Annotated in this window: 7 protein-coding genes; 1 reads left to right on the top strand and 6 read right to left on the bottom strand. The window is 62.5% G+C overall.

All coding sequences use genetic code 11. The annotated features are described in order from the left end of the window. Positions 1–38: 38 nt before the first annotated feature. A complete protein-coding gene (groES, locus tag EAO39_RS04290; protein WP_120966310.1) occupies positions 39–329 on the bottom strand; it encodes a co-chaperone GroES in 291 nt (96 codons plus the stop codon). Between the two features lie 393 nt (positions 330–722). Between groES and EAO39_RS04285 the strand changes: the two genes are divergently transcribed. Then, positions 723–1,655 (top strand): peptidylprolyl isomerase, encoded by a 933-nt coding sequence (locus EAO39_RS04285; RefSeq protein WP_240466894.1) that lies wholly within the window; start codon positions 723–725, stop codon positions 1,653–1,655. 99 nt (positions 1,656–1,754) lie between these two features. Here EAO39_RS04285 and EAO39_RS04280 read toward each other — a convergent pair whose 3' ends face one another. The 5 genes from EAO39_RS04280 to EAO39_RS04260 form a co-directional block, all read right to left on the bottom strand. Next, positions 1,755–2,516 carry a SapC family protein gene (locus EAO39_RS04280; protein ID WP_120966309.1) on the bottom strand — a complete coding sequence of 254 codons (762 nt, stop codon included), beginning with the start codon at positions 2,514–2,516 and terminating at the stop codon, positions 1,755–1,757. An 83-nt stretch (positions 2,517–2,599) separates the two neighbouring features. Continuing rightward, the gene (locus EAO39_RS04275) at positions 2,600–5,188 is read right to left on the bottom strand and encodes a hypothetical protein (RefSeq protein ID WP_120966308.1); all 2,589 of its coding nucleotides are present in this window, start codon (positions 5,186–5,188) and stop codon (positions 2,600–2,602) included. 195 nt (positions 5,189–5,383) lie between these two features. Beyond that, positions 5,384–6,181 (bottom strand): IS21-like element helper ATPase IstB, encoded by a 798-nt coding sequence (gene istB, locus EAO39_RS04270; RefSeq protein ID WP_120966137.1) that lies wholly within the window; start codon positions 6,179–6,181, stop codon positions 5,384–5,386. Then, positions 6,171–7,697, bottom strand: a complete 1,527-nt coding sequence (gene istA / locus EAO39_RS04265; RefSeq protein ID WP_120966307.1) for an IS21 family transposase — start codon at positions 7,695–7,697, stop codon at positions 6,171–6,173. The genes istB and istA overlap by 11 nt, the downstream gene beginning before the upstream one ends. Before the next feature lie 102 nt (positions 7,698–7,799). Beyond that, positions 7,800–26,216: a filamentous hemagglutinin N-terminal domain-containing protein gene (locus EAO39_RS04260; RefSeq protein WP_120966306.1), complete on the bottom strand. Its 18,417-nt coding sequence runs from the start codon at positions 26,214–26,216 to the stop codon at positions 7,800–7,802. Between the last annotated feature and the right edge of the window lie 8 nt (positions 26,217–26,224).

The raw sequence follows: 26,224 nt of genomic DNA, 5'->3' as shown, positions 1-26,224 counted from the left end.
CCAACAGCTATGAATTTATGAGTTTCTTGGAGAAGAGCTTACTTCTCGACGACTGCGAACAGATCGTCTTCCTTCATCACCAGCAGCTCGTCGCCGTCGACCTTCACGGTCTGGCCCGAGTACTTGCCGAACAGAACGCGGTCACCGACCTTGACGTTCAGGGCCACTTGTTCGCCCTTGTCGTTGCGCTTGCCGGGACCCACTGCCAGCACTTCACCTTGGTCAGGCTTCTCAGCGGCGTTGTCGGGGATAAAGATGCCCGAAGCCGTCTTGGTTTCGTTTTCGAGGCGCTTGACGATCACGCGATCGTGCAGGGGACGCAGGTTCATACCAACTCGTAAATACATCAACAAAGTTGAAACAAGACTTGCTGGCAACAGCTGCCAACATTCGGAAAAGTGTGAGGTCCAGAGCTTGTTAGCACTCGACCCCATTGAGTGCTAATAATAAGGCAATTTTTCTGAGTTTCAAGAGCTGGTACAAATCCGTACTCAGTCATAGGCCCACTTTCAGCAACTGCACTGCGCATCCACCAACAGAGCTGCACCACCACCCCAGCACGGCCTTTCGCTACGGTCAGATGTTTTTCGCAGACATCCATCGGCGCATGACCTGGCTCCGTTAGAGTTTGAGACGCTCCATTCCGTGAGGCTTGCCGCCAGCGAGAAAAAGCTGGTCGATTCCGTCGGCGCCTTCAGCGCGCAACAAGAAAGTGATAATCAATGAAATTTCTGTCCCGCCGTAACGTACCCAGTGCAATGAGCTTGGCTCTGATCATGCTCATGAGCAACAGCGCCATGGCGCAGACCCCGACAAAGACATCAGACACTGCGGTTGCCAAGCTGGGTACCCTTCAAATTTCCTCGGCAGAAGTCCAGCAGCTATTGCGCGCCATGCCCGAGAGCGAGCGTGCCAAAGTCAAGAGCAACCGCGAAGGTCTGGATAACTGGCTGCGCCAACGCTTGGCGAGCGAGGCTCTGCTGCGCGAAGCTCAGCAAAAAAAGTGGGCAGAGCGCCCAGAGGTCAAGACTCGCATCGACGCGGCCATCAAGGATGTCACGGCCCGTATCGTCAGCAACAGCTATCTGGAGTCGATTGCACGCCTGCCTGCGGACTTTCCAAACGATGCTGACATCAGTACTGCCTACGAACGAGCCAAGCCCCAGCTCAATATTGCGGCGACCTATCGAGTGGCGCAGATTTTCCTGCCTATTGCCCCCGATGCAGATGCCGCAACCATTGCCGCCGTACGCAAAAAAGCCGCCGAGTTGGCCAAGCAAGCACGCGAAGGAGACTTTGCAGCGCTGGCCAAAGCCCACTCGCAAGACACTCTTAGTGCAGCGAAAGGCGGAGAAGTCGGAAATTTACCTCTGGCGCAGTTATTGCCAGAGACCCGCGATGTCGTCGCAGGCATGCAGCTCAACCAAGTCAGTGAGCCTGTGCGGTCCGCTTCTGGATTCCATGTGCTCAAGCTTCTGGCCAGTCAAGCCTCGCGTCCGGCAACGCTTGAAGAGGTCAAGCCCACGCTCCAAACCGCTTTGCGTGAGCAACGTCAGCGGGAGCTTGCCAATGAGTATCTAGGCAAGCTTGCACCGGCCTCCGACGTGAAAATCGACAACGCGGCCCTGGATGCCGCGCTGCAAAAAATCAACTGATAGCTCAGCGGTGGAGAAGGAAAGCAGAAACGCCTCACTTCTCCACAACTTCAGGGCAATGCGCAACAGCGCAACTGCAAACAGCTGCGGCGAAAGAGCTTAGGCCTCGGCTGCTTCGGTTTCGGCTTCAGCAGGAGCCGGCGATTGCACTTGGTTGACCAAGCTGGGCCAGGTATTAATCGACAACAGGTGGCAATAGACCAAGGCCAGCCAGCCATTCGCGCGCCAGCGCAGAAATTCTGCGTCCGGCAGCTTGTTGAAGCGCGCTTCGTCTATCACCTTGAAGCCGGACATCGCCAAGCGCTGGCCGTCAGCCAAAGTGATATCGGCACGGTTCTCTACCAGCAGATCGGCCTCGACCACTGCACGCGCAAACTCCATCGTGTAGGAATGCTGATTTTGGTAATCGCGGCAGAACGCAAGCGCGCTGCGCGCCAGATCCGTAGGTTCGCCCGCTTCATCGAAGAGCGGATTGTCACGACCATCGACCACCGAAGCAGCCTTCTCGTCGACACAAAGTGTGAATTGGCTGCGCTCTTCATTCTCCATGAAGATGAAGGGATAGCGGCGCACATAGGCCGGCACATAGGTGTCAGCACGCCATTGGCCGTCCGCATCGACGAACAGGTTTTCCTCGCCACGCACGCCCAGTACTGCTACCGGTGCGGGCTGATCGCCTGAAAAGACGATGGGGAAATGGCGGCATGCGGTTGGCAGCTCGGTTGCCACCAGCGGCACGGCATTGGTCTTGGCAGCGTAGGCATAGCCCGTGTTGCCGGTGAACGACAGGTTCGCGTGCTCACCAGAAGACAGAGGGCGAGGTTGCTCGTAAAACAAAGGAAACAAGGTCTGTGAAGTCATGGTATCGAAGCAGAGTGTGCGAGTTGAGGTATCTGTCTCTAGTGGCAGGTCGTTGGAAAAATGGATGTTTCTATCGTGGAAAGTTAAGGTTGCGTAACGCTTTCATCACCGGGCAGGCCTAACAGCAAACCACTGGAGGCCACTTTCAGCACCTCCGGCGCGGCGTAAGTTCCAAGTACGTCAGGACCGAAGCCTTCTGGCCGAACCGTACCACGGAACAGGGAGTCGGCAGCCGGGGTTGTGGGGATTACGGCGGGCGGCACCACAACAGATGTCAGGCGGCTGACCATCTCTGTCGGTCCCCACGGAGTCTCGTTCAGGTAATACGGCGAGGCTACCAGCGGGCTATGAATCATGGCAGCCGGCAGCACGCCAGTTTTACCGCCAATTGCACCCCACATCTTGGCCGAACCGGCGCTCGGCACAATAAGGTTGGCCACATCCAACTTGTTGACTGGGTTACCATCGTTTAGACCAATGCTCAGCGCGCCCGTCGGACCTGCGGCCAGAGTCAGCGAAGTCTGCGGCCCGCTCAGGCCGATGGCCGTGATGTCACCATTGGTCTGAATGAATGCGTTCACTCCCTGCAGCTTGGCCGGTGCACCCAGCTTGATGGGACCCTGGGTCACCAGCATTTGCGCCGGCAGCGTCAGCTCGGCGCCGCCTGTCTGAGTGAAGCCGGTGGCAGCCTTGACCGTGCTGCCTGCAGCAAAGGATGTCGTACCGGCCGTCGCGGTGTTGGCAATGCGTATCGCGCCGGTGTCGGCCGTGACGTTCTGGCCAAACGACACGCTGCCGCCGGAGATGTCAATGCCACCTGCCCCCGAAGCACGAACTGCACCGTTGTAGCTAGCGGACTTGGCCTCCAGCTGCTGTACGCGGTAGGCGCTGACATCGCCGTTGAGCACGATGGTGTCGACGGCGTGCAGCGTCAGCACGCCCAGGCCGGAGGCGTCGCCCGCGATCTGGATGTTCTTGCTGGCGTTGACGACAAGGTTATTGCCATTGCCGCCATCCAACTTGCTGCCCAGCACAACCGAGCCGGTATTGCTGCTCAGTTCGCGATCACCCTGCAGGGTCACAGAACCGGTATAGACCTGATCGCCTGCGGTGATGACCTTGCCGGAGCCCATGGCTGTGGTGCCCGTGACGGTCAGACCGCGCAGCAACGCGGAGGCGCCAACGTCACCCTGGATATCGGTATTGCCGGCAATGACCAGGCCTTGCTTGCCCGGTTCCGCGCCGTCCATACCAGCGTTGAACTGAACGCTGGTACCAGTCAGCGTGGTGTCCACACCGCTCAGAATGACATGCTGGCCATACTGTTGCAAACCCGTGGTGTGGATCGCCCCCCCGTTGATCAGCAGATCACCGTTGCCGCCGGTCTGCACCGATACGGCACGCACCGGGGCGTCCAGGACGATGTCTCGGGCGGCGTCGATTTTCAGATCGCCCAGGCTCGAACCCTGACCGACGGGACCGGCAAACGTCACTTCGCCCTGGTTCGCAACGACTGTCAGCCCATATGCGCCGTCCACCGAGTTGTTGAAGCGGATGTCACCCTCTTGGCTGACCACCGTCAGTCTGCCGCCCAGTGAGATCGAATCCTTGTACGACTGATCGCCCGTGGTGACTATGCGGCCTTCGCCCAGTGTGGATTTGCCGTTCACCGTCAGACCGGCCAGTGCGTCTTGCCCGCCAAACACACCCTTCAGTACGGCGTCGCCATTGATGCTCAGCTCGTGCGCGCCGTCGCCGCCGCCCAAGAGGCTGACGATGCTGCCCTTCAAGTTGGTGTTAGCACCCAGCACGGCCAGCTCGCCATAGGACTGCGTGCCCGTAGTGTCGACCAGAGCGCCATTGAGGGCCAGCGTGCCGCCGACATCGGTGGTGAGCGAAGCTGCGTACACCGCACCGCCCAGCGTGGTGGCGCCGTTGCTGGCGATGGAGATCTCGCCCAGGCGGCCGCCGGTGCCGTCCCCAACCGCGTCCGAAAAGGTGACACTGCCCGCGCCAGAGGCGAGCGACAGGCCATACCCGTCGCCCTGACTGCTGGCGACCTTGTCGCTGAACGTAATGTTGCCGTCTTGCGCGGCAAGTTTCACGTCGCCATCCAGCACGACCGCGCCTTTGTACAACTGGTTGCCCGTGGTCGTGACGCGGCCATCCAGGCTGGACGCGCCCTTGATCGTCAGGCTGGACAGCGCACCCTGCGCGCCAAACACTCCCTTCAGCACGGCATCACCATCGATGCTCAGCTCATGCGCGCCATCACCGCCACCCAAGAGGCTGACGGTACTGCCCTTCAATGTGGTGTTGGCGCCCAGTACGGCCAGCTCGCCATAGGACTGCGTGCCCGTTGTGTCGACCAGAGCACCATTGAGGGCCAGCGTGCCGCCGGCATCGGTGGAGAGCGAAGCGGCGTACACCGCACCGCCCAGCGTGGTGGCGCCGTTGCTGGCGATGGAGATCTCGCCCAGGCGGCCGCCGGTGCCGTCCCCAACCGCGTCCGAGAAAGTGACATTGCCCGCCCCGCTGGCGAGCGACAGTCCATGGCCTTGGCCCTGCCTGCTGACCACCTTGTCGCTGAACATAATGTTGCCGTCTTGCGCGGCAAACTTCATGTCGCCATCCAGCACAACCGTGCCTTTGTACTGTTGATTTCCACGCAAGACTGACCCGCTATTTCCATCTCAAACTGACCCACCCTTTGGCTTGAGCCGTAGGCTCAAGATGTGGATAAGGTTTTGCTTCTCTCCCTCTTGATGAGCGGTTGTTGGATTGCACAACTGTNTGTTGATTTCCACGCAAGACTGACCCGCTATTTCCATCTCAAACTGACCCACCCTTTGGCTTGAGCCGTAGGCTCAAGATGTGGATAAGGTTTTGCTTCTCTCCCTCTTGATGAGCGGTTGTTGGATTGCACAACTGTGCTTGAAGCGGTAGCTGTCGTTGCCTGTTTCCAGAATATGGCAGTGGTGGGTCAGACGGTCCAGAAGGGCCGTAGTCATCTTTGCATCGCCAAACACGCTGGCCCATTCGCTAAAGCTCAGGTTGGTGGTGATCACCACACTCGTGCGCTCGTAAAGCGTCGAGAGCAGATGGAACAGTAGCGATCCGCCAGATGAGCTGAAGGGCAGATAGCCCAGCTCATCGAGTATCACCAGATCCGTATGCACCAGCCTGTGGGCGAGCTGTCCGGCTTTGCCTTGGGACTTCTCTTGCTCCAAGGCGTTGACCAATTCCACGGTAGAGAAGAAGCGCACCCTTTGGCGGTGGTGCTCGATGGCCTGGATACCCAGCGCCGTAGCAATGTGGGTCTTGCCAGTACCGGGTCCGCCGACAAGCACCACATTGTTGGCCTTCTCGATGAATTCACAGCGATGAAGGCTGCGTACCAAGGCTTCATTGACCTCGCTGTGGGCAAAGTCAAATCCCGCCAGATCTCTGTAGATAGGGAACTTGGCAGCCTTGAGTTGATAGGCAATGGAGCGAACTTCTCGCTCTGCGCTCTCGGCCTTCAGCAGTTGAGCCAGCATGGGATGTGCCGCTTCAAAGGCTGGAGAGCCTTGCTCGGCAAGCTCAGTGATGGCCTGGGCCATGCCAAACATCTTGAGTTGCCTGAGCATGATGATGATCGCTGCAATGGCTGGGTCATGGCGCATGGTGCCTCCGCCTGAGTTGGTCGTAGCGCACAACGTTGGCTTGGGGCTCGACGAGCAAGGTCAAGGCTTGTGGTGAATAGATGGGTTCAGGCTCCGGTGTTCCGTCAAGCAGGCGATGCAAGACATTGATGATGTGGGTCTTGCGGGGAACGCCTGCTTCCAAGGCCAACTCCACTGCCGCCAGAACCGCCTGCTCATCGTGCTGCAACACCAAGGCTAGGACCTCCACCATCTCACGGTCGCCGCCAGGCTGCTTGAGCAGCAGAGCTTGCAGCCGTTTGAAAGCCTCTGGCAGCTCTGCAAACGGAGCACCGTTGCGCAATGCACCGGGCTTGCGCTGCAACACGGCCAGGTAGTGACGCCAGTCATAAACCGTACGACCAGAACCTTGGTGATTGCGCTCAATGATGCGCTGGTGTTCGCAGACGACCTGGCCTTCGGCCACGACAACTAAGCGGTCGGCGTAGACCTGCAAGCTCACGGGCCGGTTGGCGTAAGAGGCCGGTACGCTGTAACGGTTGCGCTCAAAGTGCACCAGGCAGGTGGGCGAGACCCGCTTAGCGTGTTCGACAAACCCATCAAATGGTCGAGGCATGGGCATTAATGCCGAGCGCTCTAGCGCCCAGACATCTGCGACTGAGCCAGGCAACTGGCCATGCGTAATCCCTTGCCATAGCGCCTGACATCGCTGCTCCAGCCAAACGTTGAGGGCACTGAGCGTAGGAAAGGCCGGTACAGATTGCCAGATGCGATGACGGGCATCTCGTACATTCTTCTCAACCTGTCCCTTCTCCCATCCCGAGGCGGGATTGCAAAACTGTGCCTCGAACAGGAAGTGGCTGGCCATCGCGCTGAAGCGGGCGTTGATCTCTCTGAGCTTGCCACGGCCGACACGATCGACGGCTGTGCGCATGTTGTCGTAGATGCCCCGCCTGGGGATACCTCCAAACACCGCAAATGCCCGGTTGTGGGCATCAAAAAGCATCTCATGGGTTTGAAGCGGATAGGCCCGTAGATAAAACGCACGGCTGTGACTGAGCTTGAAGTGAGCCACTTGCAGCTTGGTACGCACACCCGCAATGACAGCCCAATCCTCACTCCAGTCAAACTGAAAGGCTTCGCCAGCAGCAAAGATCAGTGGAACAAATACGCCTCGGCCCGCTGTTTGTTCAGCTGCATGGAGCTGAACCTTCCATGCTCTGGCAAAAGCGGCTACCCGACCATAGGATCCCGCATAACCCAGAGCCTGCAAGTCTTCGTACATCTGCTTGATCGTGCGCCGCTGCTTGCGAGAGCGATTCGCTTCAGTACGAAGCCAGCCCGAGAGTTTGCTGGCGAATGGGTCTAGCTTGGTGACGATGGTGCGCTGCGCAGGGCGAGGCTGCACAACATCGGAGCGCAAATACTTGCGGATGGTATTGCGAGAAAGCCCGGTTCTGCGGGCGATCTCTCGGATGGACAGGTGCTCACGCAGAGCCCAGCGTCTGATGACACTCAAAGTGGCCACGTCAATCACTCCTGGTCTCCTGCTGCACAAGAAAGCAGCAGGCTAGGGTTAATGCGTGGGTCAGGTTGAGATGGAAAAGCCAGGGGCTAGTGGGTCACTTGTGGGTGGAAATCAACATTTGTACAACTGGTTGCCCGTGGTCGTGACGCGGCCATCCAGGCTGGACGCTCCATTGATCGCCAGGCTGGCCAGCGCGTCCTGCCTGCCAAACACGCCCTTCAGCACGGCATCGCCGTCAATGGTCAGCTCGTGCGCGCCGTCGCCGCCGCTCAAGAGACTGACCGTGCTGCCCTTCAAGACAGTGTTGGCGCCCAGCACGGCCAGCTCACCATAGGACTGCGTGCCCGTGGTGTCGACCAGAGCGCCATTGAGGGCCAGCGTGCCGCCGGCATCGGTGGCAAGCGAAGCCGCGTACACCGCACCGCCCAGCGTGGTGGCACCGCTGCTGGCGATGGAGATCTCGCCCAGGCGGCCGGTAGTGGCGTTGCCCACGGCACCCACCAGGTTCACGTTGCCGCTGCCGGCAGCGATCGTCAAAGCGTTGGCCTGGCCGGTGGCGCTGGCAACGGTGCTGTTGAACGTAACGCCGCCATTGGCGGTGTGGATGTCCAGATCCTTGGACAGCGTGACCTGGCCTTGGTAGGTCTGTGCACCCACGGTCTGGATGCTGCCGCCATTCAGCGTGGACATGCCAGTGATGGCCAGCGAAGCCAGGCGGGCATGGCTGCCCGCACCCAGTGCACCGTTGACCACAGCGTCGCCGGTGATGGTCAGGCCCTGGGTTTCGTTGACCGAGTCTGCGCCCTGGGCCAGGGTGACAGTGCTGCCCTTCAAGACAGTGTTGGCGCCCAGCACGGCCAGCTCGCCATAGGACTGCGTGCCCGTGGTGTCGACCAGAGCGCCGTTGAGGGCCAGCGTGCCGCCGGCATCGGTGGCAAGCGAAGCCGCGTACACCGCACCGCCCAGTGTGGTGGCACCGCTGCTGTTGACCTGCACATCGCCCAGGCGGCCGGTGGTGGCGTTGCCCACGGCACCCACCAGGTTCACGTTGCCGCTGCCGGCAGCGATCGTCAAAGCGTTGGCCTGGCCGGTGGCGCTGGCAACGGTGCTGTTGAACGTAACGCCGCCATTGGCGGTGTGGATGTCCAGATCCTTGGACAGCGTGACCTGGCCTTGGTAGGTCTGTGCCCCCACAGTCTGGACGCTGCCGCCATTCAGCGTGGACATGCCAGTGATGGCCAGCGAAGCCAGGCGGGCATGGCTGCCCGCACCCAGTGCACCGTTGACCACAGCGTCGCCGGTGATGGTCAGGCCCTGGGTTTCGTTGACCGAGTCTGCCCCCTGGGCCAGGGTGACGGTACTGCCCTTCAAGACAGTGTTGGCGCCCAGCACGGCCAGTTCGCCATAGGACTGCGTGCCCGTGGTGTCGACCAGAGCGCCATTGAGGGCCAGCGTGCCGCCGGCATCGGTGGCAAGCGAAGCCGCGTACACCGCACCGCCCAGCGTGGTGGCGCCGTTGCTGGCGATGGAGATCTCGCCCAGGCGGCCGGTAGTGGCGTTGCCCACGGCGCCCACCAGGTTCACATTGCCGTTGCCGGCAGCGATCGTCAAAGCGTTGGCCTGGCCGGTGGCGCTGGCAACGGTGCTGTTGAACGTAACGCTGCCATTGGCGGTGTGGATGTCCAGATCCTTGGACAGCGTGACCTGGCCTTGGTAGGTCTGTGCCCCCACAGTCTGGACGCTGCCGCCATTCAGCGTGGACATGCCAGTGATGGCCAGCGAAGCCAGGCGGGCATGGCTGCCCGCACCCAGTGCACCGTTGACCACAGCGTCGCCGGTGATGGTCAGGCCCTGGGTTTCGTTGACCGAGTCTGCCCCCTGGGCCAGGGTGACGGTACTGCCCTTCAAGACAGTGTTGGCGCCCAGCACGGCCAGTTCGCCATAGGACTGCGTGCCCGTGGTGTCGACCAGAGCGCCATTGAGGGCCAGCGTGCCGCCGGCATCGGTGGCAAGCGAAGCCGCGTACACCGCACCGCCCAGCGTGGTGGCGCCGTTGCTGGCGATGGAGATCTCGCCCAGGCGGCCGGTAGTGGCGTTGCCCACGGCGCCCACCAGGTTCACATTGCCGTTGCCGGCAGCGATCGTCAAAGCGTTGGCCTGGCCGGTGGCGCTGGCAACGGTGCTGTTGAACGTAACGCCGCCATTGGCGGTGTGGATGTCCAGATCCTTGGACAGCGTGACCTGGCCTTGGTAGGTCTGTGCACCCACAGTCTGGACGCTGCCGCCATTCAGCGTGGACATGCCAGTGATGGCCAGCGAAGCCAGGCGGGCATGGCTGCCCGCACCCAGTGCACCGTTGACCACAGCGTCGCCGGTGATGGTCAGGCCCTGGGTTTCGTTGACCGAGTCTGCGCCCTGGGCCAGGGTGACAGTACTGCCCTTCAAGACAGTGTTGGCGCCCAGCACGGCCAGCTCGCCATAGGACTGCGTGCCCGTGGTGTCGACCAGAGCGCCGTTGAGGGCCAGCGTGCCGCCGGCATCGGTGGCAAGCGAAGCCGCGTACACCGCACCGCCCAGCGTGGTGGCGCCGTTGCTGGCGATGGAGATCTCGCCCAGGCGGCCGGTAGTGGCGTTGCCCACGGCGCCCACCAGGTTCACATTGCCGTTGCCGGCAGCGATCGTCAAAGCGTTGGCCTGGCCGGTGGCGCTGGCAACGGTGCTGTTGAACGTAACGCCGCCATTGGCGGTGTGGATGTCCAGATCCTTGGACAGCGTGACCTGGCCTTGGTAGGTCTGTGCACCCACAGTCTGGACGCTGCCGCCATTCAGCGTGGACATGCCAGTGATGGCCAGCGAAGCCAGGCGGGCATGGCTGCCCGCACCCAGTGCACCGTTGACCACAGCGTCGCCGGTGATGGTCAGGCCCTGGGTTTCGTTGACCGAGTCTGCGCCCTGGGCCAGGGTGACAGTGCTGCCCTTCAAGACAGTGTTGGCGCCCAGCACGGCCAGCTCGCCATAGGACTGCGTGCCCGTGGTGTCGACCAGAGCGCCGTTGAGGGCCAGCGTGCCGCCGGCATCGGTGGCAAGCGAAGCCGCGTACACCGCACCGCCCAGTGTGGTGGCACCGCTGCTGTTGACCTGCACATCGCCCAGGCGGCCGGTGGTGGCGTTGCCCACGGCACCCACCAGGTTCACGTTGCCGCTGCCGGCAGCGATCGTCAAAGCGTTGGCCTGGCCGGTGGCGCTGGCAACGGTGCTGTTGAACGTAACGCTGCCATTGGCGGTGTGGATGTCCAGATCCTTGGACAGCGTGACCTGGCCTTGGTAGGTCTGTGCACCCACAGTCTGGACGCTGCCGCCATTCAGCGTGGACATGCCAGTGATGGCCAGCGAAGCCAGGCGGGCATGGCTGCCCGCACCCAGTGCACCGTTGACCACAGCGTCGCCGGTGATGGTCAGGCCCTGGGTTTCGTTGACCGAGTCTGCGCCCTGGGCCAGGGTGACGGTACTGCCCTTCAAGACAGTGTTGGCGCCCAGCACGGCCAGTTCGCCATAGGACTGCGTGCCCGTGGTGTCGACCAGAGCGCCATTGAGGGCCAGCGTGCCGCCGGCATCGGTGGTCAGCGAAGCGGCGTACACCGCACCGCCCAGCGTGGTGGCGCCGTTGCTGGCGATGGAGATCTCGCCCAGGCGGCCGGTAGTGGCGTTGCCCACGGCGCCCACCAGGTTCACATTGCCGTTGCCGGCAGCGATCGTCAAAGCGTTGGCCTGGCCGGTGGCGCTGGCAACGGTGCTGTTGAACGTAACGCTGCCATTGGCGGTGTGGATGTCCAGATCCTTGGACAGCGTGACCTGGCCTTGGTAGGTCTGTGCACCCACAGTCTGGACGCTGCCGCCATTCAGCGTGGACATGCCAGTGATGGCCAGCGAAGCCAGGCGGGCATGGCTGCCCGCACCCAGTGCACCGTTGACCACAGCGTCGCCGGTGATGGTCAGGCCCTGGGTTTCGTTGACCGAGTCTGCGCCCTGGGCCAGGGTGACGGTACTGCCCTTCAAGACAGTGTTGGCGCCCAGCACGGCCAGTTCGCCATAGGACTGCGTGCCCGTGGTGTCGACCAGAGCGCCATTGAGGGCCAGCGTGCCGCCGGCATCGGCGGTCAGCGAAGCGGCGTACACCGCACCGCCCAGCGTGGTGGCGCCGTTGCTGGCGATGGAGATCTCGCCCAGGCGGCCGGTAGTGGCGTTGCCCACGGCGCCCACCAGGTTCACATTGCCGTTGCCGGCAGCGATCGTCAAAGCGTTGGCCTGGCCGGTGGCGCTGGCAACGGTGCTGTTGAACGTAACGCCGCCATTGGCGGTGTGGATGTCCAGATCCTTGGACAGCGTGACCTGGCCTTGGTAGGTCTGTGCACCCACAGTCTGGACGCTGCCGCCATTCAGCGTGGACATGCCAGTGATGGCCAGCGAAGCCAGGCGGGCATGGCTGCCCGCACCCAGTGCACCGTTGACCACGGCGTCGCCGGTGATGGTCAGGCCCTGGGTTTCGTTGACCGAGTCAGCGCCCTGGGCCGGGGTGACAGTGCTGCCCTTCAAGACAGTGTTGGCGCCCAGCACGGCCAGCTCGCCATAGGACTGCGTGCCCGTGGTGTCGACCAGAGCGCCGTTGAGGGCCAGCGTGCCGCCGGCATCGGTGGCAAGCGAAGCCGCGTACACCGCACCGCCCAGCGTGGTGGCGCCGTTGCTGGCGATGGAGATCTCGCCCAGGCGGCCGGTAGTGGCGTTGCCCACGGCGCCCACCAGGTTCACATTGCCGTTGCCGGCAGCGATCGTCAAAGCGTTGGCCTGGCCGGTGGCGCTGGCAACGGTGCTGTTGAACGTAACGCCGCCATTGGCGGTGTGGATGTCCAGATCCTTGGACAGCGTGACCTGGCCTTGGTAGGTCTGTGCACCCACAGTCTGGACGCTGCCGCCATTCAGCGTGGACATGCCAGTGATGGCCAGCGAAGCCAGGCGGGCATGGCTGCCCGCACCCAGTGCACCGTTGACCACAGCGTCGCCGGTGATGGTCAGGCCCTGGGTTTCGTTGACCGAGTCTGCGCCCTGGGCCAGGGTGACAGTGCTGCCCTTCAAGACAGTGTTGGCGCCCAGCACGGCCAGCTCGCCATAGGACTGCGTGCCCGTGGTGTCGACCAGAGCGCCGTTGAGGGCCAGCGTGCCGCCGGCATCGGTGGCAAGCGAAGCCGCGTACACCGCACCGCCCAGCGTGGTGGCGCCGTTGCTGGCGATGGAGATCTCGCCCAGGCGGCCGGTAGTGGCGTTGCCCACGGCGCCCACCAGGTTCACATTGCCGTTGCCGGCAGCGATCGTCAAAGCGTTGGCCTGGCCGGTGGCGCTGGCAACGGTGCTGTTGAACGTAACGCCGCCATTGGCGGTGTGGATGTCCAGATCCTTGGACAGCGTGACCTGGCCTTGGTAGGTCTGTGCACCCACAGTCTGGACGCTGCCGCCATTCAGCGTGGACATGCCAGTGATGGCCAGCGAAGCCAGGCGGGCATGGCTGCCCGCACCCAGTGCACCGTTGACCACAGCGTCGCCGGTGATGGTCAGGCCCTGGGTTTCGTTGACCGAGTCTGCGCCCTGGGCCAGGGTGACAGTGCTGCCCTTCAAGACAGTGTTGGCGCCCAGCACGGCCAGCTCGCCATAGGACTGCGTGCCCGTGGTGTCGACCAGAGCGCCGTTGAGGGCCAGCGTGCCGCCGGCATCGGTGGCAAGCGAAGCCGCGTACACCGCACCGCCCAGTGTGGTGGCACCGCTGCTGTTGACCTGCACATCGCCCAGGCGGCCGGTGGTGGCGTTGCCCACGGCACCCACCAGGTTCACGTTGCCGCTGCCGGCAGCGATCGTCAAAGCGTTGGCCTGGCCGGTGGCGCTGGCAACGGTGCTGTTGAACGTAACGCCGCCATTGGCGGTGTGGATGTCCAGATCCTTGGACAGCGTGACCTGGCCTTGGTAGGTCTGTGCCCCCACGGTCTGGATGCTGCCGCCACTCAGCGTGGACATGCCAGTGATGGCCAGTGAAGCCAGGCGGGCATGGCTGCCCGCACCCAGTGCACCGTTGACCACAGCGTCGCCGGTGATGGTCAGGCCCTGGGTTTCGTTGACCGAGTCTGCGCCCTGGGCCAGGGTGACAGTGCTGCCCTTCAAGACAGTGTTGGCGCCCAGCACGGCCAGCTCGCCATAGGACTGCGTGCCCGTGGTGTCGACCAGAGCGCCGTTGAGGGCCAGCGTGCCGGGGGCGTCGGTCTGCACCGATGCGGCGTAAACCGCGTCCTTGAAGACGGTGGCTCCGGCGGTGTTGATCGTCACGCTGCCCAAGCGTTGGCCAGACCGGCCTACAGCATTCAAGCTCACATCACCGCCCGCTGTCGAAGTGATGAGCAGATTGCGTGCACCATCCAGCGCACCGTCGAACGTGACGTTACCGGTAGTGGTGGACAGCGATTGGTTGCTACTCAGCAGGACATCACCCTTGTAATGCTGATTGCCGGTCGTGGCGATGCTGCTCGCATTCAGCGTGGAGGGGCCGTTCAGGGTCAGGCTGGTCAGCTGGGTGTTTGCGCCGACGGCACCTGCCAGTGAGGCCGTGCCATCGATCTCCAGCTTGTGGGCACCGTCTGCTCCGTTGTGCAGGCTAACGCTGGTTCCGGCCAGTGTCGTGTCGTCACCCAGCAGCACTCGGCCGCCGTATGTCTGCGTGCCCGTGGTGACGACGCTGCCGCCATTGAGGATGGTGAGGCCATTGCCCGACTGGTTCAGCTCGGCCACGTTGATAGTGCCGTCATACGTCGTGGTGCCCGTCGTGGTGACGGTCAACGCATGGGTGCCGGACACATTGTCCTTGAAGCTCACCGCACCGGAGCCGGTGGCAACGCTGACAGCGTTGCCCAAAATGGCGGCGCCATCGATGCCGAAGGCACCGTTGCTTGCAATGTATTGACCACGCAGCGTTGTGTCGCCGTTGTACTGCTGCGCGCCCGTCGTAGTGACGCTTTGCAAGCCAATGTTGGCGCCGTGGATGGTCAAGCTGGCCAGATTCGTGGCATTGCCGCCCAGAGAGACATCGCCGTCAGTGGCGGTGATCACCGCCTGTTGGGCTCCGCCATTCAGTACGCCCGTGATGCTGACATCAGCATTGGCTCCGCTGGCAGTCAGGGTCCGCTTTCCGCCGGCCAATGTGGCGCTGCCATGGATATCGATTGCCGCACCGCTCAGGTCGCCGTTCAGCGTGACATTGCCGTTGTAGGTTTGCTCTCCAGCGGTGCTGGCTGCTGCCACCCCGATCTGCGCGCCGCTTACCGTCAGCTTGTTAACCTCGGTCTTGGCAATGGCGTGGTTGATACTGACATTGCCCGCAGTGGAAGCCAGCGTGAGATTGCCATTGACACCGCTGTTGCCGGCGGACAGACCAACGGCACTGATCAAATTCCCCGTGGAGGTGATGCCGACGTTGCCATCAACCGTGGCCACGCGGCCCAGCGTCAGCGGGCCGCTGGCGTCCACATAGATATCGCCGGCGCCGAGAACGTTGGCCTTGAGGTTGCGGGCCGTCGTAGTGAAGTGAGCGCCTTGGGCGCCAATGCCGGTCTTGCTGGTCAGATCCAGGCTGTTGGCCGTGAGCTTGGTGCTCGCGCCCAGCAGCGAACCCTCGGCGGCCGCCAGGATGATGGTGCCGCTAGCATCGCCGGCATTGATGGAGCCGAATGCCACGTTGCCGTGCTGCGAACTCAGGTCGATGGTACGACTGTTGCCGCTGGCCACAGCCGACGCGTTCAGCGTGTCGGTAGCGGTGGCCTTGATGTTGCCGTTGGCCGTGTTCAGCGACGCGGTGAGCACGCCGGTGTTGTTCAGTGTCAGATTGGCAGGTGTCGTGCTGCCGATCAGACTGACGTTGGCGTTGGCGACATCCGTCGTCAACACGGTGCTGCCGCCCGCAGCACCGCTCGTGAAATTCAGCCTATCGCCCTTGATGGTGATGTTGCGCGGTGTCGTGCCCGCAGCAACCACATCGCCGGCTCCCACCAGGGTGACCGTGTCATTGGCCTGAACGCCGGCGCTGGCGACGGTCAGCGTGCCGCCCGAGGACAACAGCAGGTTGTCAGCGGTGCTGGACAGGCCCGAGCGGGCATCCAGATCACTGGACGAGCGGATGTAGACTGAGCTGTTATCGCCCGTCTGGGTGATGTTGCCGGTGATCGTCAGGGCGCGAGTGCCCACGTTGTTCAGCACGATGACCGCAGCATCGGCGCCTGTAGACAGGTCGCCCAGCGATGCAAGGTCGGTGCGCAAGGCCGTGCCGCCCAGGCCATCGCCCAGACTGCTGGCAGAGCCTATGCTGCCGCCGGCCGTGGCCGTCAAGCGGTTGCCGGAAATTTTACTAGCGCTCCCCGTTGCCAGGATGGAGCCAGCTGCCTTGAGTGTGACGTCGCCCAGTTGCTTGGCGTCGATCGTATTGATCAACAACTCACCATTGGACGCGGCAATCGAGATATCGTTCGCCGCAGAGTTGGTCCCGGTAATAACGCTGTTGACCAGGGTGTTTCCGGCCGTGGTAATACCGATGGCGCCGTTCTGCGTAAAGACCGAATTCAGCGTCGTGCCGGCCGTGCGATTGTCATCCAGGTAGATCGAGCCGTTGCCGGTAACTTCTGCCGTGAGGTTGGCAGCAGTCGTCTGCATGTTGTCGGCCGAGCCCGAGGCGCCACCGATGCCTGCAGCGGCTTTGAGCGTGACCGAGTTGCCGATGATGCGCGTGGATGCCTCGCGGTCATCAACAATGGTACTACCGGCCTTGCTGTAGTCGATATTGACGCTGCCGATACCCGCGTTGATATTGCCGGCCACCAATTGGCTGTTCGTGCCATTGCCGACGATCTTGATCGTACCGTTGCTGGCGAGGGCGTTGGCAATCTGCAGATTGCCCGCAGCCGCGATATCGATGACATTGCCCGACAGGTACGAGTAGACGGAGTTGTTGTCCGCCGCCAAGTACATGGCGCCGTTGGTGGTGGCCTCCACGCGCTGGCCGGTGGCGTTGATGCGGGCAGTATTGGAGCCGATACCACTGCCGGCGTTCAGCGAAACGCCGTACGCCTTGATGGAGGCTCCGGCCGCATCAGCCAGAATGGAGCCATTCTCGGCATTCAGTGTGATCTGGCCCTGAGTCGTGCCCGCCTGTACGTTCTTGACGGTGATATTGCCCACAGTGGTCTTGACCGAGATGCTGTTGCTGGCCACGTCAGTGCCCGAGCTCATGCTGGTCAGCACAAGGCTACCACTGCCCGTGACGCGGGTCTCACCATTGGCGACGGACGTCGTCAGGCCGCCTAACAAGCTGCTGGTGCTTTCCAGGTAGAGCGAGCCATTGCCGGTGACGGTGGCCGACACCGGGCTGTTCGGTGCGGCAATCTTGATGGCTGCATCGTTGGTGCCAATGCCATTCTGTGCCCGCAGGGTGATGCCACCATAGCCCGATCCCGAGAGCGTACCGCCGCCGTACAGGATGCTGCCGGTCTGGGCGTTCAGGTTCAGCGTGTTGTTAGTGCCATTGGTGCCATATTGGACGGCCCCCACCAGGATGTCGCCGGTGGTCGTGGTGACCGACAGGTCACCGCCCGCACTCAGGTTGCCCAGATTGATCGAGCCAGTCTGCTTGAGCCAGATGCCACCAGTGGCGGTCGCAGAGATATTCTTGACCTGCGTGTTCAGCGCTCGGCTGGCAGAGCCGATGGCGTTGGGCGTGCTACCCAATGCCGTAGACAGCGTCAGGTCACCCGCCGTGATCTTCGAGCTGTCGGTCATGCCCTGGATGGAGCCGCCGGTGGTGTAGTACGGATTGGTCGACAGGTTGACCGAACCGTTCTGAGTGACGTCGATGTCGTGCACGTTGATCGCGCCGACCGCCTGGTAAGTGAAGTTCAGGCCGGTCGTGTCGCGCACGATGGTCAGCGCGGTGGCATTGCTGCTGTCGGCGCCGCTGAACGTCAGGTTCTTGGCGTCGATGGTCAGGAAGCCGGCGCTGCCCAGGTTCGAGCCCTGCGCGTTATTGCGGATGATGGTCAGGTCGGACAGATCGGCCAGGTTGTCGACATAGATGCTGCCGGGCGTGGCCATCGCCAGCTTCTCGGTGTTCAGGTGCAGACGAGCGGCGTTCGACGCGCCAATCATGCTGGACGTGCCATAGTTGGCCGTCAGGCTGACGCTCTTGCCGGTGATCAGGTTGCTGTTGTTGATACCGACGATGCTGCCGCGCGACGTCGACAGCGCGACGTCGCCGCCAGTCGACGTAATGGTGCCCACAGTCAAGTTACGGCCGCTGCTGCTGGTGTCGGCGGACAGCGTGATGTTGCCGTCGGCAGTGACCGAGGCTGCTTGCAGGCCATAAGTCTCGGTCAACGCAATGCTGCCGTCGGCTCGATCCGTCTTGTGAGCGCTCAGCGTGACGACAGTCGTGCCGCCTGAGACGTTGGTGGTCCGGATGGCGCTCTTGTTGCCTATCGAGCCGTTGGCCGTCAGATTGACGGTGGTGGCATTGCTGATCGTTCCACTAAGGATGGAGCCGCCGGTATTGTTGACGGTGAACGCGTTGCCGTTGGTATTGACGCTACCAAGTTCGATGTCACCCACGGTGTTGCTGACGGAGCTTGCGCCCGTGGACGTCAGGCTCGGCAGGCTGGTGTTGCCTTCCACCGTGATAAATGCGCCGCCATTGGCGGCGTTCCCAGTCAGCGTGCTGACGCGGGTGTCGATGGCGTTGCCAGTGCCCGCGGCACCAATCGCATTGTTGGCGTACAGCGTCAGCGATGCGGCGTCAATCTTGGTATTGCTGTTGCCATCGCCCAGCAGGGAGCCGCCGCGCGAGGTCAGCGAGACGTTGTCATAGCCGACGTTGATGGTGCCGACGGTGATGCTTCGGTCGCTGCTGACGGACAGGTTCAGGCCGCCCGCGTCGGTGATATTGCCCAGCACCAGACCAGCAGCACTGGCGCTGCCTCCGTCGGTAGCCGTGAAGTTGCTGCTTGTGCCCTCGCGCGTCGGCGAGCTGATGCTGTAGCTGCGTGCGGCGTTGCCCGTCGAGTACAGCGTCAGCGCATCGATGTGCCTGTCGGAATCGATATAGACATCGCCGGAGTTCTGGAGGTTGACGATAGGCGCGGACAGATTGATCTCGCGCCCAACGGCGCCAATAGCGCCCGAACCCCAGGTCGTGAACGACGCCTGTCCGGTGGTGATACGCTGGCTGTCATCGACGCTACCCAGGATGCTGCCGCTGTAAGAGGTCAGGCGAACGGTACCGGCGGAGGTCGTGTCGATGATGCCTATGTCCTGGCCGACGCTGCTGGACAGTGCCAGGTTCAGGCCGGTGTTGTCGCGGACCTCGTTGACTTTCAGACGGCCGTTGTGAACCACATCGAACGTCAATGCATTCGATGTGATGTCGTAGGTGGACGGTGCGACGCCGGTCGCGTACAGCGACAGGCTGGCCAGGTCGCGGTCATTGTCCACGAACATGTGGCTGCCGCCGGTCAGGTTGAGTTCGGTGGTCGTGGTGTGGATTTTGTCGGACACATCCGCACCGATCTGGCCGGTGGCGGACAACGAGACCGAGTCGCCCGTCACATGCGACGTCGGCGACAGATTCAGCAGCTTACTGCCCGCGCCGGTGGCCGCCAGGCTGACGCTATGGGCCGGGCCTGTGTCGATATTGCCGATGTTGACCGTACGGTCACCGGAGAACGAGAAGTTCAGACCGGTGGTGTCGCGCACGTCGAACAGGTTGTAGGCGCCCGTATCCGTGACGTCGAACGTCAGGCCCTGGGCCGCGACCTGCACCACGTTGTCCAGCGCCTGGTTCGCATGATTGGCCGTGACGTTCAAGCTGAACAGGTTCGATGCGTTGTTCAGGTACAGGTCCTTGCCCGTCCGCGTGGTCAGATTCCGCGTATCGGCTTGCACCGCGTTGCCTGCCGCGCCGATGGACTGCGCGGCCATCAGCGTCAACGAGGGGGTCACAAAGCTGCCCCCCGCACCTTGCAAGAGGGAACCGTTGGTGACTTCCACCCGCGCAGAGTAGGTGGCGCTGTTATTTCGCAGCGTCAAGTCCTTGTTATTCGAAACCCACAGGCTGCTGCGAATGTTCGATGACAGCGTGTTTGCACTGGTATACAGCGGCTGATTGCTGCCATAAGTGCCCGTCACCGTGGAAGCGTTTAGCGTCAAATCGCCCGTGGTGATATTGGGGCTGCTCGCGCTGAAGCTATTGCCGTAGATGTTGTCGCTGCTGGCCAGCGTGACCGAGCCGCCGGTACCCGTGCTGACGTTGTTGACGGTCAGCGTGCGGTCCGACGCAATGGACAGCGCCAGATTGCCGAGGGTAGAAACGTTGTTGAGCGTCAGGCCGTTGACGCCGTTCGAATCGGTCAGCGAGAACGTCAGGCCGTTGGCCGCGATGCTGTACGAGTTGGTGCTCGCGCCGGTACTGTTGTTGTGGTTCGCCGTCAGTGATAGCGATGCAAGCTGCTTGTTGTTACTGACAGAAACATTGCCCGCCGAGGCAATCGACAGGTTGTTGGTGCTGGTGTTCGCCGTCACGCGGCCATTCATGCCCAACGCATTCAGGCTGACGTTATTGCCGGTAATCAGGCCGCTGCCGCCAATGGTCGGTGCCAGATCGAAGTTGGCATAGCGCGAAGTCAACGTGACCGACCCGGTCGTACCGGTATTGATCGTACCTGCCGTGATCGCGGAGTCGGCATTGACGGCCAGCGAAGCGCCTACCATGTTGGCGGCGATAGTCAGGTTCGTGCCACCGGAGATAGTCAACGACTGGCTGCCCAGTCCGCCGAAGGAATAGGCGTTGGTGTCGAAGTTGACGCTGTCGTTCGCGTTGCGGCGCGTCAGGGTCAGATCAGCGCTACTCAGCGCCAGGCCGCCATTGTTCAGGTAGATGTCGCCGTTGTTGGCGATCTTCAGGTTGCTCGTCGACGTGCGCAGGGCACGGGAGCTGCTGCCGATGGCGCCGGTATTGGCATCGCGCGCAAAGTAACTGTCGCTACCGGTGGCCGACAGCGTGACCGTGCCGGCCGTAATGCGACCGCTGCCGGAATCGCTGGTAATGCTGGAATTGACGCCGCCGTTGGCCGTGGTCAGGCTGACCGAGCTGGAGGCGGTAATGGCGCCCACCTGAATGTTCTTTTGACCGGTAAAGCCAAAGTCCGTCAGTCCGCCAGTGATCTGCTCCAGGTACTGCGTGTTGCCGTTGTCGCTGATGCGAATGATCTGGCCGGGCCCGCCACTGATGTCGAAGCTGGCTGCGCTGCCGGCGGCCTTCAGGCTGTTGATGGCCAGGCTGCTCAGCACAGTGTCGCTGCCGACATAGATGTTGTTACCTGCGGTCAGGCTGAGCGCCGAGGTGCCGGTCAGAGCCAGCTTGCCGCCGGTGACCGACGAGCCTATGGAGCCGCCCGAGCCCGCCGTCAGCGCCACCGTCGCGGCACGGATGGCGCCGGGGCTGGCCAGATCATCGTTGGCGATATTGCCGGCCGAAACCAGACTGACCTTGCCGCCTGCGCCCGTGTCGATATTACCGACCAGCAGGTTCTTGCTGTTGGCGGTGAAGCCAAAGTCCAGGTGGGTCGAGCTGGCGATATCCTTCAGGTGGATGCCGCTGGCGTCATCCGTCAACGTGAAGGCCGAAAGATTGGGCGCCGTGATCGCATAGGTACCGTAGGACGAACCGTTGCGCGTGATCGCCAGCTTTTCCAGGCCCGCCAGATTGTCGACAACGATATTGCTGCCGCTGGTCAGGCTGACATTGGGGGCTTGCAGCGTGAGCGCCGCGCCGGCTGCGCCCAACGCTCCGCTCGCCGACAAGACAATGCTGCTGGCCTGGATCTTGGTGGCGGCATCGCCGTCGTCAAGAATCGAGCCCGAGCTATTGACCAAGCTGGCCGGCCCTGCAGCCTGCACGCTGCCCACCGTGGTGGAGCCGCTTGACTGGGTGTAGCCGATCTGGCCACCCGCCGTCAGCGAGGCCAGCTTAATGTTGCCGGAGGTGCCGTTCAGGTAGATATCGCCACCCGCGTTGGCCACGACATTGACGAGATTGGAGCCGCTCACACCCACATAGCGCAGGCTGCCTCCGTACAGGCCGCCGATGGCGCCCGTGGCCGTCAGCGCTATATCTCCGCCACCGGCGTACACGCTGCCTGAACCGTTGCTCAGGATGGAACCGCTGGCTGCGTTCAGCGTGACATCGCCACTCCAGCTGTAAATCCCGCTGGCCACCATCAGGTCGCCCTGGCGTGCGTCGATCTGCACGGCATCGCTGGCCGAGATGCTGCTCAGCCAAATGACACCGGTAGTGTTGCCGGAGCCGCTAGGGTTGGGCAGCTGCACATAGAAACCGCCATTGCCAGCCGAACCACCCAGATAGCCGGTCAGTATGTCCAGGTGGCCCGCGCCACTGGCGCCTACCGCCTTGCCGGCATAAAGATACACAGAATTGGCCAGCAGCCGGGTCTGCTTGTTGCCGTCATCACGGATGTTGCCCGCGGCGTTCAGTGTGATGCTGCCGCTGTAGCCGACATCGATGCTGCCGACCGTGATGTCGCGGTCGCCGGTAAAGTTAAAGTTCGCCGAATTGCTGTCACGCACCTCGTGGAGGGTGTGGCCGCCGGCATCATCGGTGATGTTGAGCAGCAGCGACGGTGCACGCACGTCAAGCACATAGCGGTCGTCGAGCCCCTTGTGGCGCGCGTTCACCGTCAGCGAAGAAAGATCAGCGATGTCCGTGAGGTAGAGGTTGCCGCGCGTGGTCAGCGACAGGTTGGGTGCATTGACTTCGACGCGGTCAGTGCTGGTGCCGATGAAATCGTTGGCAGTCAGGGAGACGCTGTTGGCGGTGACACGCGTATCGGCAATGCCGTCGTCCAGGATGCTGCTCGTTGTCGACTGCAACGTGACGGAACTGTTTGTACGGATATTGCCCAGCTTCAGATTCTGATCGCCGGTAAAGGAGAACTGGCTCAGCAGCGAGCTATAGACTTGCTTGAGCTCGTAGGCATTGCCCAGGTCGTCGTTGATATCGAAGTTCAGGAACGGCGCAGCCACCTGCAGCGTGTTGCGCCGGGCGGGGTCGGCATGCCAATTGCTGATCGTCAGGTTGGTCAGCGTCTTGCCGGGGTTATCAACATAGATGTCGCCGCCGCTGGCCAGCGTCAGATTGGCCGTATTGGTCTTGAGGTGCTCGCTGCCCGTGCCAAGATGCTGTTGGGCCCGCAGGTCAATGCTGCTGCCCGTCAGTTCGCTGTTGGCATTGGCGCGCAATATGCTGCCGCCCTGGGCATTGAGCGTGAGTGTGCCGCTGCCCGCATCCAGCTTGTTTGCGATCAGATTCCCCAGACCGGCAATGTTGATACCGTTGACGGCCTTCAGATCGCCCAGCAGCACCGAACCCTGGGCCTGGTTGATGTAGATGCTGCCGCCCGTAGCGCGCAGCTCACTGGCAGCCGTGCGCAGAGAGTTGCCCGCAGCACCCACCGTGTAGGAGCTATTGATCGCCGGAGCCAGCAGCGTGACGATGTTGCCGGAGACCAGAGATGCCGAGTTGCCGGTAATGCTGCCGGCGCGCGCGGTCAACGTGACGTTGCCCGAGCCCGCATTGACCTGGCCCGCGAAGATGCTGTTGCCGGTAAGGTTGATGGCACCGTTGCCGGAGCCGACATTGTTGGCCCATAGGCCGCCTGCGCCGGTGATCGTGATCGGGCCATTGCTGGCCTGTGCCTGCGTGATGCTCAGGTTGGCGTTGCTGCTGTCCAGATAGACACCGCCCACGCCCGCGTTGGCGGACAGGGTGCTGGCGTTGGTCTTCAGGGCGCGGACAGCGCCACCGATGCTGCCGTTCTGCGCCGACAGCGTCAGCGACGGCGTGGAGACGATGGTGGCGTCGCTACCATCGTCAACAATGCTGCCGGAGAGCGAGATCAGGGAGGCGGATGCGCCCGCTTTGATAGCGCCCAGCGTCAGATCGCCGGTGGTCTGCGCAAGCAGATTGCCGGTGGTCTCGATGGAACGCAGAGCAAGGCTACCCATGTTGCTCACGTAAACACCACCGCTGCCGCTGGTTGCGGTCAGGACGGTGGTTTGCGTATTCAGCGCCTGGGCCGAAGAGCCAATGGCACCGTTGTAGCCGTTGCTACCCGCAGCGCTCAAAGTGATCTGGCTGGCATTCAGCAACCCGCTAGGGCCACCAAGGATGTTGCCAGCTGTAGAGGTCAGCACCAAGGTGCCACTGCCCAAACCGATGCCGCCCACATTGATCGTGCGGTCACCAGTGAACGAGAAATTCAAGCCGTTTTGATTGACCGTGCTCAGCTGGTAGCTGCCGTTATCGGTCAGGAAAAAATCCATGCCGCCAGCCGACGTGAGCTGATAGCTGTTGTTCACGCCCGACTGCGCATGGCGGCTGGTAATGTCAAGCGAAGTCAGCGTCTGGCGGTTGGCTACGGCCAGATTGCCGCCGGTGGCCAGAGACAGCTGAGCCGTTTCGGTACTGACCGCCGCTGCCAGATCACCGATGTTGCCGCCGCTGGCATCCAGCTTGACGGTGTTGCCCGCCACAACCTGATTGGCGCCACCGGTGTTGTGGATGGATCCCGCGCTGGTGCGCACCAGCGCCGCGCCGCTGCCGGCGTCAATGAGGTTGGCCAGGTTGATATCACCAGTGGCATTCAACGTGATCGCGCCGCCACGGCTCGTCAGCTTGCCGATGTTGTCCAGCGTGCTGCCCACGCCCAGCGCTTCCAGCGTGATGGCACCGCCCTGGGTGCTGATCTCGGTGTTCGAGTTTTCGAAACGGATGCCACCCGTCTGGGTCGACCGCATCGTGAAACTGTGGCCAGCAGTGGTCTTCAGATTGATGGCCGCCATGTCTGCGACCGTGATCTGACCCGTGGCTTCCAGCTTGATGTTGGTGGTGCCGGCCAGGCTTTCCAGCAAGCCGCGCGACACGGTGTTGTTGGCCGCGTTGGCATCGCCGCTGTTGATGGTTCCGTCGCCGCCGTTACCGTCCTGCGAGCCACCGCTGCCCGAGTCGACGATGCGCAGATCGGTGGGGTCGATCAGCAGCAGACCGGTCTTGCCCTTGGGCGCCCGCAGATCGGCCGAACCGGTCAGGCCGATGTTCTTGTTGCTGGAGACTTCGGCGAAGCCACCGTCGCCGCCTTCGGCACCGCCACGGGCCGACAGGCTGCCGGCGAACGCGGTGGCATCATTGGACCACATCGTGACGTTGCCGCCCTTGCCGTTGACCAGCGCATCTGCCTTGAGCGTGGCACCTGCCGCCACCTTGACGGTGGACGACTTGCCGCTGAACGCAGCCGAGCCATCGTCGGGCGCAACGCCCAGGCTGCCGAGTGCGATTTCGCCGCCGCCGGAAGTGCCGGACACATCGATGACGGCGCCGCGCGCCACATCCACATGCTCGCCGGTGACCACCAACTTGCCGCCGCGCTCGCCAGCGCCGGTACCAGTAGCGTCCACCGTGCCGGCCACCGTGACGGTGCCGGCATCACCGCCGGACAACACGATCTTGCCGTTCTGCATGCCCACCGTCTTGGCGCTGATGATGCCGTCGGTGTTGACGATGTTGTCAACCACGCCCTTGACGGCTCGTGCCGTCATCAGGACCGTGCCACCATCGGCGCGAATCACGCCATGATTGGCGACCAGAGCCGAGACCGGCTTGCCGTCGGCGTCCTTGGGCAAGGCGCTGACGGTCGAGGTGGCGTCGAAGCTCAGCAGGCCGTCGCCATGGAAGTCCACCGCAAAGGTCTTGGCGCCGGCCAGCGCCACGCCGCCCAGCTTGGCTTCAATCACGCCCGAATTACGGACTGCGGGTGCTACCAGCACGGCCAGGCCGCTGTCCTTGATGCTGATCGCGCCTTCGTTGACGATCATGGCATTCGCCTTGGACGAAGCCTCGCTGAACTGGTACTTGCCCGCCAGGAAATCCTTGTCGCTGATGTTTGCAGTGGAGGCAAGCAGTCCACCCACATCGATGCGTGCATCCTTGCCAAATATCACCCCGTTCGGGTTCACCAGCATGACTGTGCCGTTGGCATTGAGTCGGCCGAAGATAGCCGATGGATCATTGCCGACCACGCGGTTCAGTGTGACGCTGTTGCTGCCGGGCTGACGGAAGTTGACCGTCTCGTTGACCCCGATGCTGAAATCTCTCCAGTTGATGATCGCTTTATTGGTCGACTGGTTGATGTCCAGCGTGCCGTTACCCCGATCGATGAGGTTGGCCGATCCCGCCACCACATTGCCGCCGCTGGGATTGGCGTGCACCCCGCCTGAGGCCAGCGAGCCGATCACCATGGCCAGCGTGCTGAGCGCAGGCAGATTATTGGGTTGCTTGCGGCGCAGACGGTTGGCGAGCTTGAGGAGGCGGCGGGAATTGCGATTCATGGTTGATC

Source organism: Comamonas sp. lk, assembly GCF_900564145.1.
Taxonomy (GTDB): domain Bacteria; phylum Pseudomonadota; class Gammaproteobacteria; order Burkholderiales; family Burkholderiaceae_C; genus Comamonas.
Note: the sequence above shows the minus strand (reverse complement) of the source record. Positions and strands in the feature narration are given on the sequence as shown.

Coding starts and splice junctions, on each gene's coding strand:
- groES (WP_120966310.1), bottom strand. CDS start 329: ATGAACCTGCGTCCCCTGCACGATCGCGTGATCGTCAAGCGCCTCGAA.
- EAO39_RS04285 (WP_240466894.1), top strand. CDS start 723: ATGAAATTTCTGTCCCGCCGTAACGTACCCAGTGCAATGAGCTTGGCT.
- EAO39_RS04280 (WP_120966309.1), bottom strand. CDS start 2,516: ATGACTTCACAGACCTTGTTTCCTTTGTTTTACGAGCAACCTCGCCCT.
- istB (WP_120966137.1), bottom strand. CDS start 6,181: ATGCGCCATGACCCAGCCATTGCAGCGATCATCATCATGCTCAGGCAA.
- EAO39_RS04260 (WP_120966306.1), bottom strand. CDS start 26,216: ATGAATCGCAATTCCCGCCGCCTCCTCAAGCTCGCCAACCGTCTGCGC.